General features: G+C 61.3%; 14 protein-coding genes. 6 read left to right on the plus strand and 8 right to left on the minus strand.

Translation table 11 applies throughout. From position 1 onward, the window contains the following. Positions 1-24: 24 nt before the first annotated feature. From ACST81_RS19140 to ACST81_RS19155, 4 genes are all read right to left on the minus strand, one after another. The gene (locus ACST81_RS19140) at positions 25-2412 is read right to left on the minus strand and encodes a methyl-accepting chemotaxis protein (RefSeq protein WP_438749887.1); all 2388 of its coding nucleotides are present in this window, start codon (positions 2410-2412) and stop codon (positions 25-27) included. A gap of 354 nt (positions 2413-2766) precedes the next feature. Then, a complete protein-coding gene (locus ACST81_RS19145; protein WP_438749888.1) occupies positions 2767-3522 on the minus strand; it encodes a LuxR family transcriptional regulator in 756 nt (251 codons plus the stop codon). Positions 3523-3634: 112 nt separating this feature from the next. Then, the gene (locus ACST81_RS19150) at positions 3635-4375 is read right to left on the minus strand and encodes a helix-turn-helix transcriptional regulator (RefSeq protein WP_438749889.1); all 741 of its coding nucleotides are present in this window, start codon (positions 4373-4375) and stop codon (positions 3635-3637) included. Between the two features lie 222 nt (positions 4376-4597). Beyond that, positions 4598-5410, minus strand: coding sequence for an IclR family transcriptional regulator (locus ACST81_RS19155; RefSeq protein ID WP_438749890.1), 813 nt, complete (start codon positions 5408-5410; stop codon positions 4598-4600). Positions 5411-5577: 167 nt separating this feature from the next. On the opposite strand from ACST81_RS19155, the gene ACST81_RS19160 reads away from it, so the two are divergent. The 4 genes from ACST81_RS19160 to ACST81_RS19175 are packed head-to-tail and all read left to right on the plus strand — an operon-like array spanning position 5578 to position 8816. Beyond that, positions 5578-6348 (plus strand): SDR family NAD(P)-dependent oxidoreductase, encoded by a 771-nt coding sequence (locus ACST81_RS19160; protein ID WP_438749891.1) that lies wholly within the window; start codon positions 5578-5580, stop codon positions 6346-6348. Then, on the plus strand, positions 6348-7265 hold the full coding sequence (locus ACST81_RS19165) for a 2-dehydro-3-deoxygalactonokinase (RefSeq protein ID WP_438749892.1): 918 nt from the start codon (positions 6348-6350) through the stop codon (positions 7263-7265). The genes ACST81_RS19160 and ACST81_RS19165 overlap by 1 nt, the downstream gene beginning before the upstream one ends. Before the next feature lie 31 nt (positions 7266-7296). Further along, complete coding sequence (locus ACST81_RS19170) at positions 7297-7929, plus strand: 2-dehydro-3-deoxy-6-phosphogalactonate aldolase (RefSeq protein ID WP_438749894.1); 633 nt, start codon at positions 7297-7299, stop codon at positions 7927-7929. Between the two features lie 2 nt (positions 7930-7931). Beyond that, positions 7932-8816: an SMP-30/gluconolactonase/LRE family protein gene (locus tag ACST81_RS19175; RefSeq protein ID WP_438749895.1), complete on the plus strand. Its 885-nt coding sequence runs from the start codon at positions 7932-7934 to the stop codon at positions 8814-8816. 619 nt (positions 8817-9435) lie between these two features. Here the strand turns inward: ACST81_RS19175 and ACST81_RS19180 are convergent. After that, the gene (locus ACST81_RS19180; RefSeq protein ID WP_438749897.1) at positions 9436-10515 is read right to left on the minus strand and encodes a hypothetical protein; all 1080 of its coding nucleotides are present in this window, start codon (positions 10513-10515) and stop codon (positions 9436-9438) included. 359 nt (positions 10516-10874) lie between these two features. Between ACST81_RS19180 and ACST81_RS19185 the strand changes: the two genes are divergently transcribed. Beyond that, positions 10875-11492, plus strand: a complete 618-nt coding sequence (locus ACST81_RS19185; protein WP_438749898.1) for a PRC-barrel domain-containing protein — start codon at positions 10875-10877, stop codon at positions 11490-11492. A 313-nt stretch (positions 11493-11805) separates the two neighbouring features. Here the strand turns inward: ACST81_RS19185 and ACST81_RS19190 are convergent, their stop codons facing one another. Beyond that, the gene (locus ACST81_RS19190; RefSeq protein WP_438749900.1) at positions 11806-13359 is read right to left on the minus strand and encodes a trimethylamine methyltransferase family protein; all 1554 of its coding nucleotides are present in this window, start codon (positions 13357-13359) and stop codon (positions 11806-11808) included. Positions 13360-13448: 89 nt separating this feature from the next. On the opposite strand from ACST81_RS19190, the gene ACST81_RS19195 reads away from it, so the two are divergent. Next, entirely contained in the window at positions 13449-14402 is a 954-nt protein-coding gene (locus tag ACST81_RS19195; protein ID WP_438749901.1) for a LysR substrate-binding domain-containing protein, read from the plus strand. Here the strand turns inward: ACST81_RS19195 and ACST81_RS19200 are convergent. Both ACST81_RS19200 and ACST81_RS19205 read right to left on the minus strand, forming a co-directional pair. Continuing rightward, on the minus strand, positions 14372-15727 hold the full coding sequence (locus ACST81_RS19200) for a putative bifunctional diguanylate cyclase/phosphodiesterase (protein WP_438749903.1): 1356 nt from the start codon (positions 15725-15727) through the stop codon (positions 14372-14374). The genes ACST81_RS19195 and ACST81_RS19200 overlap by 31 nt on opposite strands. A gap of 196 nt (positions 15728-15923) precedes the next feature. Beyond that, entirely contained in the window at positions 15924-17660 is a 1737-nt protein-coding gene (locus ACST81_RS19205; RefSeq protein WP_438749904.1) for a response regulator, read from the minus strand. Positions 17661-17754 lie beyond the last annotated feature (94 nt).

Here is a 17754-nt window from a genome sequence, read left to right on the forward strand (position 1 = left end):
GGCAAGGCAGCACTCTGTCCTTCGCTAAAATTCGTCCCAGCCGTCGTTCGCGGGCGCCGCACCGCTGTGTCCGAAGGCGCCTGCCAGCTTTTGTCCGAGCGAACGCGCCGGAGACTGTACGGCGGGGGTCACGGCGGATGCCGGGCGGACTGGAGGCCGCGAGACGGGTATGCTGCGAACCGGGGCTGGCGATCCGCGATGTTGGCTTGCTGCCGGAGCTGCCCGGTGCATGACGGCTTCGGAGGCATCGCCGAGCTTGAAGTTGGACAGGAGCGACGTCAGCGCCGAGGCCTCGGCGGCCAGCGTATGGCTGGCGGCGGTCGATTCCTCGACCATCGCCGCGTTCTGCTGCGTGCCTTGGTCCATGACGTTGACGGCGCGGTTGATGTCGTTCAGTCCGATCGACTGTTCGCGGGCCGCCTCGACGATCGAAGAGACGCGCAGGTTGATTTCATCGACTTCATGGACGATCACTTCCAGCGCCTTGCCGGCCTGACCGACCAGATCGACGCCGGTCTTCACCTGATTACCGGATTTCGAGATCAGCGCCTTGATTTCCTTGGCGGCGTTGGCCGATCGCTGCGCCAGTTCGCGCACTTCCTGGGCGACGACGGCGAAACCCTTGCCGGCTTCACCGGCGCGGGCTGCCTCGACGCCAGCATTCAGCGCCAGAAGGTTGGTCTGGAAGGCAATTTCGTCGATCACGCCGATGATGCTGCTGATTTCCTGCGACGAGCTTTCGATCTGGGCAACGGCATCGATGGCGTTCTTGACGACCGCGCTCGATGTCTGCGCGCCCGATTTGGCCCTGGCGACCAACTGGCCGGCTTCTTCGGCACGAACCGTCGAATCGCGAACCGAGGCGGTGATTTCGTCGAGCGCTGCAGCCGTCTGTTCGACGGAGGCTGCCTGCTGTTCGGTACGCTTGGCGAGATCGTCGGCCGAAGAACGGATTTCCGCCGAACCGGCCTGGATACCCTGCGCGTTGTTTCCGACCGATTGCAGCGTCTGTTGCAGCGTGCTCATGGAAGAGTTGAAGTCTTCACGCAGCGCATCGAGCGAACCGATGAACGGCGTTGCCAGGCGGAAGGTCACGTCGCCTTCTGCCAGACGCTGCAGGCCGGTGCCGAGTTCGGTGACGGCAAAGCGCATCTGGCGGTCGTTTTCCTGGGTTTCAGCGGCGCGGCGCTGGCGTTCTTCCTCGCCGAGCGTGCGGCTCTCAGCGGCTTCGGCTTCAAGGCGCTGCTTCTCGATGCCGGCGTCACGCAGGATGGCGAGCGAGCGGGCCATGCCGCCGATTTCGTCGTTGCGATCAGCGTCAGCGATGACGATGCTGGTATTGCCCTGGGCGATCTCCCCCGTTGCATGAACGACAGCCTCGATGCGGCGGCGGAAGCGATTGGAAATCAACACGCCGAGCAGGACGAGCAAAACGGAGGCGACGGCAATGATGCCGACGGAAATCCACGCCATGCGTGTCAGATAGGCAAAGACGGTGGCCTTCGGAACCGAAACGACCGCATACCAGGCCGTATCCGGCAGAAGCTGGACGGGAACGGCAACCGAAATGAAGTCGGTGCCGTCTTCGCCGACCGTATCGGCGGGCTTGCCGGGATTGTCGAGCATCTGCTGCCAGGCGGTGGCATCGACGCTGCTGTCCTTGAACGCCTTGCCGAGATTGGCGGCGTTGACGTGGCTCAGGAAGTTACCGTTCTGGGAAACGAGCGCCACATTGCCATCGCCGAGCGGCTTCATCTCCGCGAGCTTGGACGTCAGGCTGTCGAGCCCAATATCGATGCCGGTGACGCCGAGCGGCTTGCCATCGACCGTGACCGGACCGACCAGCGTGGTGATCAGCACGTCCTTGCCGTCGATCGCGTATTTATAGGGTTCGATCACCGTCATCTTCTGGTTTTTGAACGGCAACTGATAATAGTCGCCCGGGCCGTCCTTGTCATAATCGACCAGTGCCGCGACCATGATCTTGTCGCCTGAGCGCACCCAGTAGGGAACATACCGACCGGTGGCATCGTGGCCTGGCTTGTTGACGAATTCCGCATCCTTGCCATCGAAGGCGTTGGGCTGCCAGCCGGTCCAGACGCCGAGCGCGAAGGGATTGTCTTCCAGCGCTTTCTTGAGCATCGCATCGGCTGTCGCCCGGTCCGCGGCGCCAGCCGTCTGGACGGCGCTGAAAACGCTCTGGAAGCCGTGAACCAGTTGCAGGCCTTGCGACATCTGCGCCTTCAGATCGGCGGCGGTCAGTTCAGCGGCTGCATTCATTTCATCGACGCTGCGACGCTTCACCTCCGAATAGGAAATGGCAAACAACGTGCCGGCCGTCACGACCGTGGCGAACAGCCCGGTGGCAACGACGGAGAAGATATTTCGGGAGGTCGCAGTCTTGAACAGCATGTAATATCCTCGAAAGCGCAACGCCAACGGGCAAGGCTCCGGCTGCGTCGCATGAAGTCATCTTTTGAAAAAAGGTACGAGAGGATACGATCCGGACGGCGCTGTCAGTCCCCTGTCGACGGATCGATCCGTCGAGACTGCCAAGCGCTTCGATGACCTTTGCCGATCATTGTCGACAACGGAAACAGTCAGTGCCCTCCCGATGAAATCATTTCACCGGCAGTAAAGGTGCACCGCAAACATTAATGATCGTCTAAAATACGAGAGGCAATCGCAACTTCCGCTTAAGAAATAGGCGGAATATACTCGGATTAATCTCTTGGAGCGGTTTGCCCGGTTGAAGGGAACGACACTCTAGCTGATGTAACCCTTTTTCATCGCCTTGACGACGGCCTGGGTGCGGTTGACCGCGTCGAGCTTTTTGCTGACATGGTTGAGGTAATGATTGACCGTGTGCTCCGAAAGACCGAGGATACCGGCGATCTCCGAACTGGTCTTTCCGGCCGCCGTCCAGTTGAGACACTGGATTTCGCGCTCCGACAGGGAAACACTGGTGTCCTTCCAGAAGGAACCGATCTCCGTCAGCCGGTTGTAGATGTGGATCGCGATCATCTGCAGTTCCATCATCGCGGTCATCGGCAAGTCGCTGCGTTTGCCCATGAAGATGACCGTCGCACGGCTGCCGTCGGCGTCGTGAACGGGGAAATAGTTGGCCTGGAAGATGCTATGTTCGCGCAGCATCGCGATATATTCGTTGGCCTGCGGCGGGCGGCCGCTTTCCTTTTCCCAATCGTCGAGCGTCAGCTGGAAAGGCGTGGTGGTTTCCCGCAGCCTGCGAATGCCGGTCGAATGCTTGAGCAGCGAGATGCTGTCATACTTGTTGACCAGTTCCGTCGGCATGTTCGACAGGATCGAGGCCGACGCGAGTTTTTCAGCGTCGAATGTCGGGACGACGCAAATCATGAATGCCTTGAAACCGAACGCCTGGGTGGTCCGTTTCATATAGCGGATGGCATCGAACTGCGTTTCCAGCGCGGCGATCTCGGCGGCGAAATCCCCACCGCGCGGCTGCTCCGTTTCCACTGGGTCTGCCATCAAAGTATCGCGCATTCGCGGGCTCCGCCGTACGGCTGCAGTGATTGCCGGGAGAGCCCACGTCGGCTCCACCCCTTTTGCCCCTCATTCAGCATTCCGGTTTCCTGCTTGCATTCATAACATAGTCTCAGTTGATCAGTCCCGCGCGGATTGCCTTGGCCACGGTCTGCACGCGATTGACGGAATCCAGCTTGCGGGTCGCACGGCTGAGATAGTGATTGACGGTATATTCCGAAAGAGCAAGGATTTTTGCCATTTCTGTCGTGGTCTTGCCAGCTGCGGCCCAATGCAGGCATTCGATCTCGCGCCGCGACAGGCCGCCGGGAACCCGCGTGCGCAGTTGCTTGGCCTCGCTCAGGCAGCTGAACAGATATCCGGCGAGGAAGGTCAGTTCCTTCACTTCGGCCGCGGTCACCCCGTCGCGATCGCCGCCGAAGGCAACCGCGCCGCAGGTGCCGTGGACATCGTGAACCGGGACATAGACGCCACGGCGGAGATTGACCCGCTCGAACAGGCTGATGACCGCATTGCTCTTGCCGTCCGAACGCCGGCGAGAATCGAGCGAAGAGTCATAGGTGAAGGGAATGGTGCTGCGCTGCAGGCGCTCGATCACCGGGCTGCCGGTCATCATGCTCGCATCGTCGTAGCTGCGCAGGAAATCCTTCGGCCAGTTGGTCATGACCACGCATTCCGACAGCGTGCGAGAGGTCTTCGCCGGCACGACCATCACGAGGAAGCCATGAAAACCATAGGCGTTGGTGACCTGCTCCAGGGCTTTCCGGATGTCCGCTTCCTTCGTCATGTTGCCGACGATCCGCTTGTCGTGGGCAAGCGCGATGGATGAGGGATGTCCGCTGAAGTCGACCATTTTCTCTACTTCTTCCAGCCTCTTCGGCCGATTCGCCCAAGATTTGCGAGGATTGTTCCGCCGCATCCAAGGCGCCTTTGTTTCCGTTCCGGATTCCGGCGAAGCCATTTTCGAAGCGGGGATCGAAGGCCGGCAACGCGGAATCTGATATATTAATGCTATAAGCCCGGTTCTTCGACGTCCAGTCGGTTTCCCTAATTAACCGTAAAGCACCACCAAAGACTAACGCCCGGGTCCGAGACGGATTTGAACGTCCTCGATGATGGCCATTGCCGCCTGGCGAACCACGTCTGCCCAGGCCTCCAATTGCTCCATCGTCACCCGGTAAGCCGGCCCTGTCACCGAAACGCCGGCGACGAGGTCGAAGCCCGCATCGTGGATCGGAGCCGCGACACAACGGATATCCGCTTCATGTTCTTCCCGATCAAAGGCATAGCCCCGCAGGCGCACCTCGTCCAGATCGCATTTCAGCGATGCTGCGGAAAGATGTGTATTGGCGGTGAACCGACGGAAAGCCAGCCTCCCGATCGTCGCCGCCAGCCGCTCGGGCGGCAAGACCGAGAGCGCCGCCTTGCCAAGCCCGGTACAATAGACCGGCGAGGCATTGCCGATCTGCGATTCCATCCGTACCGTCTGGCGGCTCTCGACCTTGTCGACATAGATGATTTCGATGTCGCGCAACACGCCGAGATGAACCGTCTCGCCGGTTTCTTCATGCAGCCTTTGCAGATGCGGCCCGGCAATCGACCGGAACTGGTTTTTCGACCAGGCGCGATAGGCGAATTTCAACAGCCGCAGGCCCGGCTCGTAGCAGAGATCACGCCGCTGGATCAGCAGTCCCTCCTCCACCAGATGCGACAGCTGTCGATGCAGCGTGCCGCGCGGTTGGCCGGACAAAGCGAGGATATCGCTGAAGCGAAGCGGAACCTCCGCCGTCACCACGGTTTCCAGCACCGAAAGGACCTTGCCCAACGTGCCGGTCCCGGTATTCTGCGCAACCGCAGGACGGGTGTCGCCCGCCTCATCCCGTTCCATGAATTCCGTCCTGCTCCATTCAACCTGGGCGGCTTCGATCTTGACAACGCCAAGCCTGCGGCGCGATAATTCCACATAATAAGAGCTTGTTCCATATAATGGAACGACATGACTGTGAATGCAAGCCTTATCTGCTAGATTGGCTGCATCGGGGAGAGCAAAACACCATGGCTTTGCCGGCCGCACATTTTCACGACCTTAAAGGGCGCGGCGTCCTGATCACCGGCGGCGGCTCGGGTATCGGCGCCGCCTTGGTCGAAGGTTTCGCGCGGCAGGGTGCACGGGTCGCCTTTCTTGACATCGCCGAAACGGAAAGCCGGGCGCTCGTTGAAGCATTGGCACCCTCGGTCGAACATGCCCCGGTTTTCCTCGCCGCAGACCTGCGCGACGCCGAAAGCCTCGGGGCGATCGTCGACAAGGCGGCCGAGGCGATCGGCGGCATCTCGGTGCTCATCAACAATGCGGCGCGCGATGACCGGCAACCACCTGAAGCTGTCACGGTGGAGAGCTGGGACGAGAGCCAGGCGGTCAACCTGCGGCACGTCTTCTTCATGTGCCAGGCGGTGGTGCCGCATATGAAACGGGCCGGTGGCGGCTCGATCATCAATTTCTCGTCCATCGCCTTCATGCTGAACATGGGCGAAATCCCCGCCTATGCGACGGCGAAGGCCGGGATCATCGGCCTCACCAAATCGCTGGCGGGCAAGCTCGGGCCGGATGATATCCGCGTCAACGCGGTCCTGCCGGGCATGGTGGTGACCGAGCGGCAGAAGAAACTATGGATCGACGACGCCGCGATTGCCGGCATGATCCAAAAACAATGCCTGAAGCACATGCTCGTCGCGGAAGACCTGGTCGGCCCCTGCCTGTACCTCGCCTCCGACTGTTCGGCGCGCATGACGGCCCAGGCCATGATTATCGATGGAGGCGTATTTTAATGACGGCAGCATCCTATGCGGCAGTGGACTGGGGAACATCGAGCTTCCGTCTGTGGATCGTCAGCGAAAGCGGCGCTGTTCTGGCCGAACGGCGCAGCGGCGAAGGCATGACGACCGCCGCGCAGACCGGCTTTTCCAAAATCCTCGAATCGCATCTTTCGGCCGTTTCCGCGCCGCCGCACCTACCAGTGATCATCTGCGGCATGGCCGGCGCCCGCCAAGGCTGGGTCGAGGCCGGCTATCTCGACACACCCGCCCCGCTTACAGGCATCGTCAAGGCGGCCGTCACCGTGACCGACGCCAACCGTGATATCCGCATCCTGCCGGGTCTGGCCCAGCGTGATCAGGACAGGCCCGACGTCATCCGCGGCGAGGAAACCCAGTTGCTCGGCGCGATCTCGCAACTGGGCGGCGGCAGCCACCTTGTCTGCATGCCCGGCACGCACAGCAAATGGGTGCGCGTCACCGGCGGCATCGTCGATGGCTTCTCCACCTTCATGACCGGCGAACTGTTCGACGTCATTTCCAAGCACTCGATCCTCAGCCATGCCGTCGCCGATGCCGGCGCTTTCGACGCAACGAACGTGGGCTTCCTGAGCGCCGTGGCAACCGCTGCAAAGAACCCCGCCATGGCCACCAACCTGCTGTTCACCGTGCGCAGCGGCCAGCTGCTGCACGGCTTGACCGCGCCGGCGGCGAAAGCCCGGCTTTCCGGCACGATGATCGGCCTCGAAATCGCCGGCGCGCTCAGCACCGCAAAGCCCGGCGCCAACGTCTGCCTCGTCGCCTCCGGTCCACTGGCGGGCCTGTATCAATCCGCCCTGTCCGCCCTTGATCTCACCCCTGTCACCATCGACGCCGATGACGCCGTCCGCCACGGTCTTGCCGCCGCCGCGCAAGCCATCTGGCCCGCCTGAAGGCCGCACGGCCGATAAAGAAAGAAACACCATGACCCGCATCCCCTTCCCCCCGATGAAATATCCGTTGATTGCCATCCTGCGCGGCCTGAAGCCCGAGGAGACCCAAGCCGTGGTCGGCACGTTGATCGACGCCGGCTTTACCGCCATCGAAATCCCGCTGAACTCGCCCGATCCGTTCCGCTCGATCGAGATCGCCGTGAAGATGGCGCCGGAAAACTGCCTGATCGGAGCGGGCACGGTTCTGACGACCGAGCAGGTGGAACAGCTTCATGGCGTCGGCGGCAAGCTGATGGTCAGCCCGAATGTCGAACCCTCGGTAATCGCGCTCGCCGCCGCCCGCGGCATGGTGACGATGCCCGGCGTCTTCACGCCGACGGAGGCCTTGGCCGCCGCCAAGGCCGGTGCGACGGGGCTCAAATTCTTCCCCGCCAGCGTGCTTGGCCCGTCCGGCATTTCCGCGATCCGCGCCGTCCTGCCGCCGGAACTCGAAATCGCCGCCGTCGGTGGCGTGTCGGAGACCAATTTCGCCGATTATGCCAAGATCGGCGTCAAGAGTTTCGGCCTCGGCTCCAGCCTCTACAAGGCCGGTATGGATGCCGCCGAGGTTGGCAAGCGGGCAGCGGCCACCATCAAGGCCTATGACGACGTTTACGGAGGCTGACCATGACCGAGACCGTTCCCTTTTCCGGCAAGATCCTCTGCGACCTCAATCTCGAACTTGGCGAAGGCCCGACCTTCGATCCGGCTACCGGCACCGCCTGGTGGTTCAACATCAAGGGCCGCGAACTGCATGAACTGCATCTGGAAACCGGCCGCAAGGCGGTGCATGCCCTGCCCTTCATGGGCAGCGTGCTTGCGCTCATCGATGCCGGCCGGCAGCTCATCGCATCGGACAAGGGCTTGTTCATCCGTGACACGGCAACCGGCGACCTCACCGCCTATGCCGTAATCGAGAGCAATCCCGGCAACCGTTCCAACGATGGCCGGGTCCATCCGTCCGGCAGCCTGTGGATCGGCACGATGGGCCGCAGCGCCGAAAAGGGTGCCGGCGCGATCTATCATGTTGCCAAGGGCACCGTGACCCGGCTCTACGGCAATGTCAGCATTCCCAACAGCATCTGCTTCTCACCGGACGGCACGATCGGCTATTTTGTCGATTCCGCCATCAACCACATCATGCGCGTCGAACTCGATCCGAAGACCGGCCTGCCGGTGGGCGACGCGACCGTCTTCAGCGACCAGAGCGGCAACCCCGGCGATGTCGATGGTGCTGTGTGCGATGCGGACGGACTGATCTGGAATGCCCGCTGGGGCCAAGGCGCCGTCGACGTCTACAAACCGGATGGAACGAAGGTGAAGCGGTATTCCGTGCCTGCGACACAATCCAGCTGCCCCGCCTTCATTGGCGCCAAGGCCGACCGGCTGCTTGTCACCTCCGCCTGGCAGGGCATGGACGCGGAAGCGCGCAAGGCCGATCCGAATGCCGGCCGCACCTTTGAACTCGGCATCACCGTCAATGGCCGCTTCGAGCCGAACTACACGCTCTGAGCCGATTAGAGCGTCGTTCCCTTAATACGATCCATTCTGTTGGCTCAAAACGGCCGATCTACAAGAAGGATGGCGCAGAGCGATGCGACATCCATCGGTCCAGCCATCCGCCGCAGTGGGCGGCCGTTTTCAGCCAACCCGAAGGGCTGGATGAATTTTGGCCACTACCGGCGGTGGCCGTCTCAACCGCAGCTTTTGCTGCGCTTTTCGCCAGCCGCCTTGGTTCTGGCCAAAATTCCTTCCAGCAGAATGGGGCGTATTAAGGGAACGATGCTCTAGGCATAAAAGGAGCCGGGTTCATCGCCCGGCTCTCAGACTGCTGACAAAGTCATCTTTCCGCGTTTGCTAACGTCATTTGGGACGTACGGAGCCACCATCCTCTCCCTCATTCCCGTGCTCGTCACGGGAATCCAGCCACCGCGCGTCCGCGCGGTGAGAGAACTTTCCTTCTCGGAGGCTTGTTCTTTCACGCGACGGACGTCGCGTGGCTGGATCCCCGCCACAAGGGCGAGGATGAGGGAGAGTGGGGCTGCCACGTCCTTAAAGCAATCGGCTCGGGAGTTTGTCAGCCTGGAGCCCGGCAATCAACCGGCTCTTCTGCTTTTATTTCCATGCCGTCTCAGGCATGTGCCGCAATCGCCGCCGGCCGAGCCACCCGCAATCGCCACCAGACCTGTCCGCCATAGAGCGCCAGACCGGCGGCAACGAACAGTTCCTTGTATTCCGTCGGATCCCACAGCCGCACCAGCCGGGCGGGTTCGACAAGGAAAAGCTCCTGGATCGCCACGATCGAGATCGCCACGCCGGCAAACAGCAGGAATTCCTGCCAGAGGCTGTTGCGCAGCGCTCCGTTGGCCAGCACCAACAGGATGATCACCGTCATCATCATCGACATCTGGATGGGCAGAACGCCCCAGCGGCCACAGTTGAACGCGGCCATCGGCGCGCTGGCGACCAGCACGAACAGGTTGGGCAGGAACGCGGCCATCGGACCATCGCCGAGCCGCCTGCGGAAGAACAGGCCGGCGAAGGGGAGAAGGACGAGCAGGACGAAGGCGCCGCAATAATAGACCAGCTCCGAAACGCCGGTCGATATATTGTGGAAGTTGAATTCTTTCTGGTCGTTCAGTTCGATGAAGGCTTCCGGCGTCGCCACGTGGAAGACCCGCTGCATCCAGGAGATTTCCTCCATGCCGACGACGAAGAAGATGAACGCGAAAAATGCGCCGGCGAGACAGGCGAGCCAGACCTGACGCCCGCCGCCGGCCCGCGCATTGGCCGGTTGGCTGATCGACACCATGGCAAAGAAACCCGCCGCTACGAACAGTAGCAATGCCGACAGCCACTCGAAAGGTCCGTCTTCCAGTGAGAGGGCATTGAAGAGTTGCGGATTGCGCGAGAACAGCCAGGCGCACCACACGGCAAACAGCGTGACACCAAGGCTCATAAGAATCCGGCTCGTGGGCAGCCGGGGCACGATCGGCGAGCCGATTCTCAACCCATCTTCCCAGAGCGCATGGACGAGCGCCACCGACAGGAGCAGCGCCACCACCGACCGCAGGATGTCATAGACGACGAGTCTCGGCGCGATCTCGGGGATATAGCTCAACCCGAGAACCGTGTGCTCATAGACGATCATAGCCGCCATGACGACGATCGAAATGACGACCATGCGCAGGAAATGAAGCGGTATAAACATAGCAACAATCCCTTGATGCAGCCGATGTCCAGGCCATCATACGCTGCAGCTAAAATTAGAAAAGCTGCAGGCGCAATTTCCTGAAAGAGTGGTAAATTTGTAAAACTCTAAATGTCGTCGCCAGGGCTGCCGTGCGGTTACCGCCTGCAAGAAGCGGGAGACATTATCGCGACAATTGCTTACCGGTTTGCCCTCGCATTCGGAGGCAACCGAAAAAACCAGGTAAAAAGTTCCATCCAACAGTGTGCATTTTTTACGGAACCACTCACGGACTGCCACGTTGTCTCAGCATCACCGGTGTGGCGGAACAATTGAACCCCGCGCCTTGATCGACAAAGAGAACGAAAGGTAGGTTTGACATGACCAAGAAACTCGTAGCTTCCGTCGCTGCAGGTGCACTTTTTGCAGGCGTAACCGTATTTGCTCCGATGACATTCGCCCAGGACACCACGCAGCCGGCGGCCCAGCCGCAGGCCATGGAAGCCCAGCCCGCTGGCGAACAACCGGCAGATGCCATGAAGAAGCCGATGGACCAGGCTGCCCAAGCAGCCCCCGCTGCCGGCGCCGGCTACCTGACCGAGCAGGGTGAAGACCAGATCGCGGCCAGCACCTATATTGGCCAGTCCGTCTACAACGCTTCCGATGAAAGCATCGGCGAGATCAACGACGTGATCTTCACCAAGGATGGTTCTGTCGAAGCAGCCGTGATCGGCGTTGGCGGCTTCCTCGGTATCGGCGAAAAGAACGTCGCCGTTCCGCTCGACACAATCACGGTCGCCGACGTTCCGAATTCCGACGAACTGAAGCTGACGACCCAGGAAACGGCCGATACGCTGAAGGCCGCTCCGGAATTCAAGACCAAGTCGCAGCAGGTCGCCGAGCAGAATGCCAATGCCCCGGTCGATACCTCGACCACGTCGTCCACGACGCCGGCAACGGACATGAAGCCGGCTGAACAGCCCGCGACGAACAACTAAGGCCATTCGGCTTTGAGTATGCGGCGGTCCCTCTGGGGCCGCCGTTTTGTTGTTGGGTAAATGACATGGAGCGGTTATTACCCCTCACCCAAGCAATACCCCTCACCAAGCGCGCCCAGGAACTCGACTGCGTCTCGCTCGGGCTTGCTATCCTCTCCCGCAAGGGGAGAGGAAAAACCTGCCGCACCGCCTTGCCTCATCTGAGGACGGTGAGCGTGGCACCCCTACCTCTCCCCTTGCGGGAGAGGATACGCAGACCGCGAGAGGCGTAGCCGATCGCCTGGTCGAAGTTGGTGAGGGGTAAATCCTCCCCTCAATACCAGGCATCCGCCATGCCATTCTTCCGCTTCGTCATATACTCCGTCAGCGCCTCATCGATAGCGATATCGAGCGGCGGCGCTTCGTACTCCGCCAGCACCTTCTTCCAGCGCCTGTTGGCCCGCGTCGCCATGTCGGTCGAGCCGCCCTCCTCACTCCATTTCTCGAACGGCTCGTTGTCGGAGAGGTTCGAATCCCAGAACGCCGTCTGGTAGTTGCGCATCGTGTGATCGCAGCCGAGAAAATGGCTGCCGGGGCCGACCTGCAGGAAGGCGTCCATCGCCAGCGTATTGTCATCGACGACGACGCCGGCGAGGTAGGAATGCAGTGCGCCGCAGAGGTCGGTATCCATCACGAACTTCTCGTAGGACATGGCCAGCAGGCCATCGAGGAAGCCGGCGGAATGCAGGATGAAGTTGGCGCCGCAATGCACGGCCGACAGCATCGACATGACGCCCTCCTGCATCGCCTGCCCATCCGGGAGCTTCGAATTGGAGAAATTGCCGGCGCAGCGCAGTGGCAGGTTCAGCCGCCGTGCAAGCTGTCCGATCACCATCGAGCCGATCGCCGGCTCCGGCGTGCCAAAGGTCGGCGAACCCGAGCGCAACGACATCGACGACAGGAAATTGCCGAAGATCACCGGCGCGCCCTTGCGCTCCAACTGCGTCAAGGCGCAGCCGGCCAGCGTTTCGGCATAGGACTGGGCAATCGCGCCGGCATTGGTGACCGGGCCCATGGCGCCGCCGAGGATGAAGGGAACGATGACCGCCGCCTGGTTGGCGCGGGCATAGGCGCGCAGAGACTTCGTCATCGTGCCGTCCCAGACGAGCGGCGAGTTGACGTTGACATTGCCGAGGATAACGCAGTTCTGGTCGACGAAATCACGGCCGAAGACGATCCGCGCCATGTCGATCGAATCCTCCGCCCGGTCCTCCGCCGTGATGGAGCCCATGAACGCGCGATCAGAATATTTGATATGGCTGTAGACCATGTCGAGATGGCGCTTGTTGACCGGCACGTCGACCGGCTCGCAGATCGTGCCGCCAGAATGGTGCAACCAGGGGCTCGACTGGGCGAGCTTGATGAAATTGCGGAAGTCCTCCAGCGTGCCGTAGCGGCGCCCGTTGTCGAGATCCATCACGAAGGGCGAGCCATAGGCCGGCGAGAAGACGACATTCTTGCCGCCGATTTCCACGTTGTGCGCCGGATTGCGGGCATGCTGGGTAAACTGCGCCGGCGCGCTGGAGACGATCTCGTTCAGCATACCCGGCTCGAACCGGACCAGCACGCCATCAACCCTGGCGCCCGCCTGTTTCCAGTAATCGAGCACGACCGGGTCGTCACGGAATTCAATGCCGACTTCAGAGAGAATGCGATCGGCAACCCGCTCGATCTTGACGAGGTTTTCCTCGCTCAGGATATCGTAGGTCGGGATGTTGCGGGCGATATAGGGAACGCCGGTTATCTTTGCCGAATTGTCGCGACGGGAGCCCCGCGCGGAGCGGGGACGTCGTGCGGATTCGGTTTCTGCGGCCACCAGTGTTTCCATGCGATCCTCCCATCGTTTCAATCGAGGCTAATGACGAAACGACGCATTGTAACGCTGGAAAAATTCAACACATCATATAAGCTCAATTTATGGATACCCTGCGCCGCCTGCTGCCCTCAGCCTCCAGCCTGATCGTCTTCGAAGCGGCCGGGCGCCACCAGAATTTTACCCGCGCCGCCAATGAGTTGGGAATGACACAGGCCGCCGTCTCCTATGCCGTGCGCGGGCTGGAGGATCAACTGGGCGTGCCGCTGTTTCACCGCGTCCACCGTGCCGTGCAGTTGACGGAAGCCGGCGAGAAATTCCATGCCGACGTTTCGCTCGGACTGTCGCGCATCCAGAAATCGGCGGAGGACATCCGTGCCAAGCGGCGCGAGGCCAATGTGACGCTTGCCGCCTCGACGGCGTTTGCCTCGATGTGGATGCTGCCACGCCTTAACAAGCTGCGCGAGGACCTGCCGGATATCGACCTGCGCATCCAGACCAGCGTGCGCGATCTCGATCTGGAAGAGGAGCCGATCCCGCTCGGCGTGCGCGGTGGCGGCGATCCCGCCAACTGGCCGCGCTATCACACCGCCCTTCTGGCGCGCGAAGTCATCACCGCCGTCGCCTCCCCCGCCTTCGTCGAGGCCAATGGCATGCCCGAGCGCCCGGCCGAGCTGCTGCGGCATCCGCTGATCCACCTGGAGGAACCCATTCGTCGAGCCTATAGCTGGCAGGAATGGTTCGCGAGCGCCGGCGTCCCCTACCCTTCCCAGGCAAGACGGTTGACGCTCAACGATTATGTGCTGGTGATCCAGGCGGTGCTGGCGGGAGAAGGCATCGCGCTCGGCTGGAACCATCTCATCGATCGCCAGGTGCGCTCCGGCGCGCTGGTTCCGGTCGGCAATCATGTGCTGAAGACGGATCTGGCCTTCTATGTCGTCTGGCCGCGTTCACGCGAACTCAACCACCAGGCACGACGGGTACGCGACTGGCTGATCGAGGAAGGGCGCGAAGGCCGGCGCACCGGTCAGACGGCGATGGACAACGCCGATTCCTGATATTTTTCCGCAAGGTAACGCAGGGTCGTGACGGCGTCGGCCGGCTTTCCGTAGAAATAACCCTGCCCCATGCCGCAACCGAGGCCCTTGAGCTTCAAGGCTTCCGAGAAATCCTCGATCCCTTCTGCGACAACTTCCAGATTGAGCCCGTCGCACATGGCGATGATCGCCTTGACGATATGCTCGGACGCGCGGTCGGCGGAAATGCGCGAGACGAAGGCGCGATCGACCTTGACCTTGTCGAACGAGAAATCCCTGAGCCGTCCGAGGCTCGACTGGCCGGTGCCGAAATCATCCAGCGAAATACGCACGCCGGCTGCCCGAAGTTCGGTGACGATCTTCTGGGCGACGTCGGCATCGGTCATGACGGCTGTTTCGGTAATCTCCAGTTCCAGCCGGCGCGGATCGAGGCCGGCACGCTGGATGATCGACAGAACATTAGTGCTGGTGGACGGGTCCATCAACTGCGCCGAGGACAGGTTGAAGGACAAAAACAGTTCCTTCGGCCAGAGCAGCGCCGTCTCGGCGGCCTTGCGCAGCAGCGTCTCGGACAGGGAATCGATGAAGCCGCGCTCCTCGGCGAGCGGCACGAAGACCGCCGGCGAGACATAGCCGAGATCCGGATCGCACCAGCGCGCAAGGGCCTCGAAGCCGACGACCGTATCGGTCTTCAAATTGACGATCGGCTGGAAATGGACATCGACCTCATCGGCGATGATGGCATTGCGCAGCGCCTGCTCGAGCTGTGTCGAGCGCTTCATCTCCTGGGCGATTTCCTGGGAATAGACGGTGATCTGCCCGCGACCGCGACGCTTGGAGCGGTACAGCGCCGTATCGGCGCTTTTCAGCAGGTCCTCGAATTCGTCGCCGGCAAACGGATAGATGGCAAAACCGAACGAGGCGGACAGGCGGACGTTGCGGTCGCCGAGATCGAAGGGAGCCGACAGAACCTCCTTCAGCATGTTGCCGACTTTTTCGGCGGCCTTGCGCTCGAAGACCAGCGGCAGAACGAAGGCGAACTCGTCGCCGCCGGCACGGATCACGGTCGCGCCATCGGGAACGCAGGCAAGCAGCCGGTTGGCCACCTGACAGAGGATTTCATCACCGGCGCTCGGTCCGAAAAGATCGTTGATGGGCTTGAAGCCGTCGAGATTGGCAAGGCCGATGGTAAAGGGCGCGGGATCGCTGGCGCGATCGGCGGCGATCTGGCGCACCTTGTCACGCAGCCTGTACGAATTGCCCAGACCGGTCAGCGGATCGGTGTAGGCCATCGCATGCAGGTCGTTCCGGCTGATGTGCTGAGACGATGTTTCAGCAGAATTCATGCAAGCATTCCCGGGATTGGATTCAAAGCGCAGTGTCGAGAACAGACGATGGGCATCGAGGGTTAACATTTCGAAAGTTTCCCGTGCCCACTTCCCGCATGTTCCTCCCCAATTCTGGGGAGTTGACAGGAGTACCGGTCAAATCTGTTGCGTACCTTTCCCTTTCTCCATTCTTTCCGGCGTGCAATTTTTTTCGTTAGCCGGCCATCCGTTCCGTCTTCGTGCTGACGAACTTCCGATAGACGCTTTCGATCATGTCCGGGCTGATCGGCTTGGTGATGTGATCGTCCATTCCGGCCTGTTTTGCCTGCTCGATATCGATGTCCAGCGCCTGCGCGGTGACGGCGACGATCGGGGTCTGAAACGACGACGTCTTCTCCAGCGCGCGGATGGCACGTGCCGCGTCGAAGCCGTTCATCACCGGCATCGAGACATCCATCAACACGAGGTTCGGCCGGTATTGCTGCCACAGCTTGACCGCTTCCTCGCCATTCGCGGCGATGCGATAGGAGATACCGAGACCTTCGAGGATCTGCGAGAAGACGAACTGGTTGATCTCGTTGTCTTCTGCGACCACGACCTCGACTTCCGGTGCCGGTCGTCCGCCGATCTCTGCCTCCGGTACGATGATATCCCAGTCGACCGGACCATCGGCATCGGCCGAAGGCAGGGCGCCAACGCCGTTTTCGCACAGCGTCTGGATGTTGGAGAGGAGGTCGACAGCCTTCCAATCCTTGGCCAGCATGAGCGAGGGCGAGGCCGTCCAGTTGGAGACGATCATCAGCGCATCGGGCATCGTGCCGTCGATCAACAGCGCATCGATCGCGATCCCGCGGGCGTTGGACATATCCCTGAAGGCCGCGAGCTCGGCGCTGTTGCGCACGGCGCAGGCATCGTAGCCCCAGCGGCGCAGCTGCGGCACCAGGTTGACCTCGAGCGCCGCCGCATTGGTGATGACCAGAACGCGGTGCTTGCCGGCCGAGACCGGATCGATGATCGCACCGGCTTCGACGAGATGCTGCATGTCGATCGAGCGGAACGGATCGTAGCAGTTCTGCGCCGGCTCGAAGGCGCTGTAATCCTTGATGTCCAGCGGCGACCTGCCGGATACGATGGCCTCCGGATCATTATAGCCGATCACCAGGTCGGTCACGTCGTTCATGCAGGTGACCAGCAGATGCTTGCCGGGGTCGCCCACCCTGAACCGGCGCGTCACGACCCAGAGATCGTCGCCATCGGCCTGGACCAGTTGCTCCGGCAGCAGATGCATTTGCCCGGTTTCCAGGGTGTGTCGGTCATGGCGCTCGAATTTCTCGGCAAGTTCCGGATCGATGAGATCCCAGACGGAACGCCCGAGAATGGCGTCCGCCGTCATGCCGTGAATGGCGCAGAAGGCCTTGTTGACGGCGATATAGTTGAGGCTGCGATCCTTGACGCAGATCGGATTGGGCAGGCAGTCGAGAATACCCTCGGTCAGTTCAACCCGTTCCAGGTCCAACTGCATCTGCTCTTCGCGCTTCTTCTGCTCGGAGACATCGGTGATGGCGACGATGCCGAGGCCGCTCGACAGGCGGCGCTTGCGCACGCTGATCCAGCGGTGACGCCCGATGCGTTCCACGACCTCGAAGCGTTCGCGCCAGTGATGCGACAGGTTTTCGGAAATCCACTCATCGCGATTGGCATGCCGGCGGCTGGATTCCGGCGCGGTGCCGTTGCGCACGCCCGAATCGAAGATGGCGCCGAGAAAATCCTTCAGTCGCGTGCCGACCTCCAGGAATTGAGCCGGAATAGGATAGAACTGCAAGATGGGCCGGCTGGCGAAAACGATCTCATCATTTTTGTCGCAGACAAGAATAGCCAAGCCGAGCGCGTCGGACGTCGCTTCGAGCACAGTTTTCTGGATGTTCGCGCCGAGTGACGCTACATCATTCATTGCATAGCCCTCATATAAGCTTGCGGCTTCTGTTCCGGGACATGCTGACCAACGCGCCTTCAACGGCCGTATTTGGGGTTCAACTCCTGGGCGG

The organism is Pararhizobium sp. O133, from assembly GCF_051669845.1.
Taxonomy (GTDB): Bacteria; Pseudomonadota; Alphaproteobacteria; order Rhizobiales; family Rhizobiaceae; genus Pararhizobium.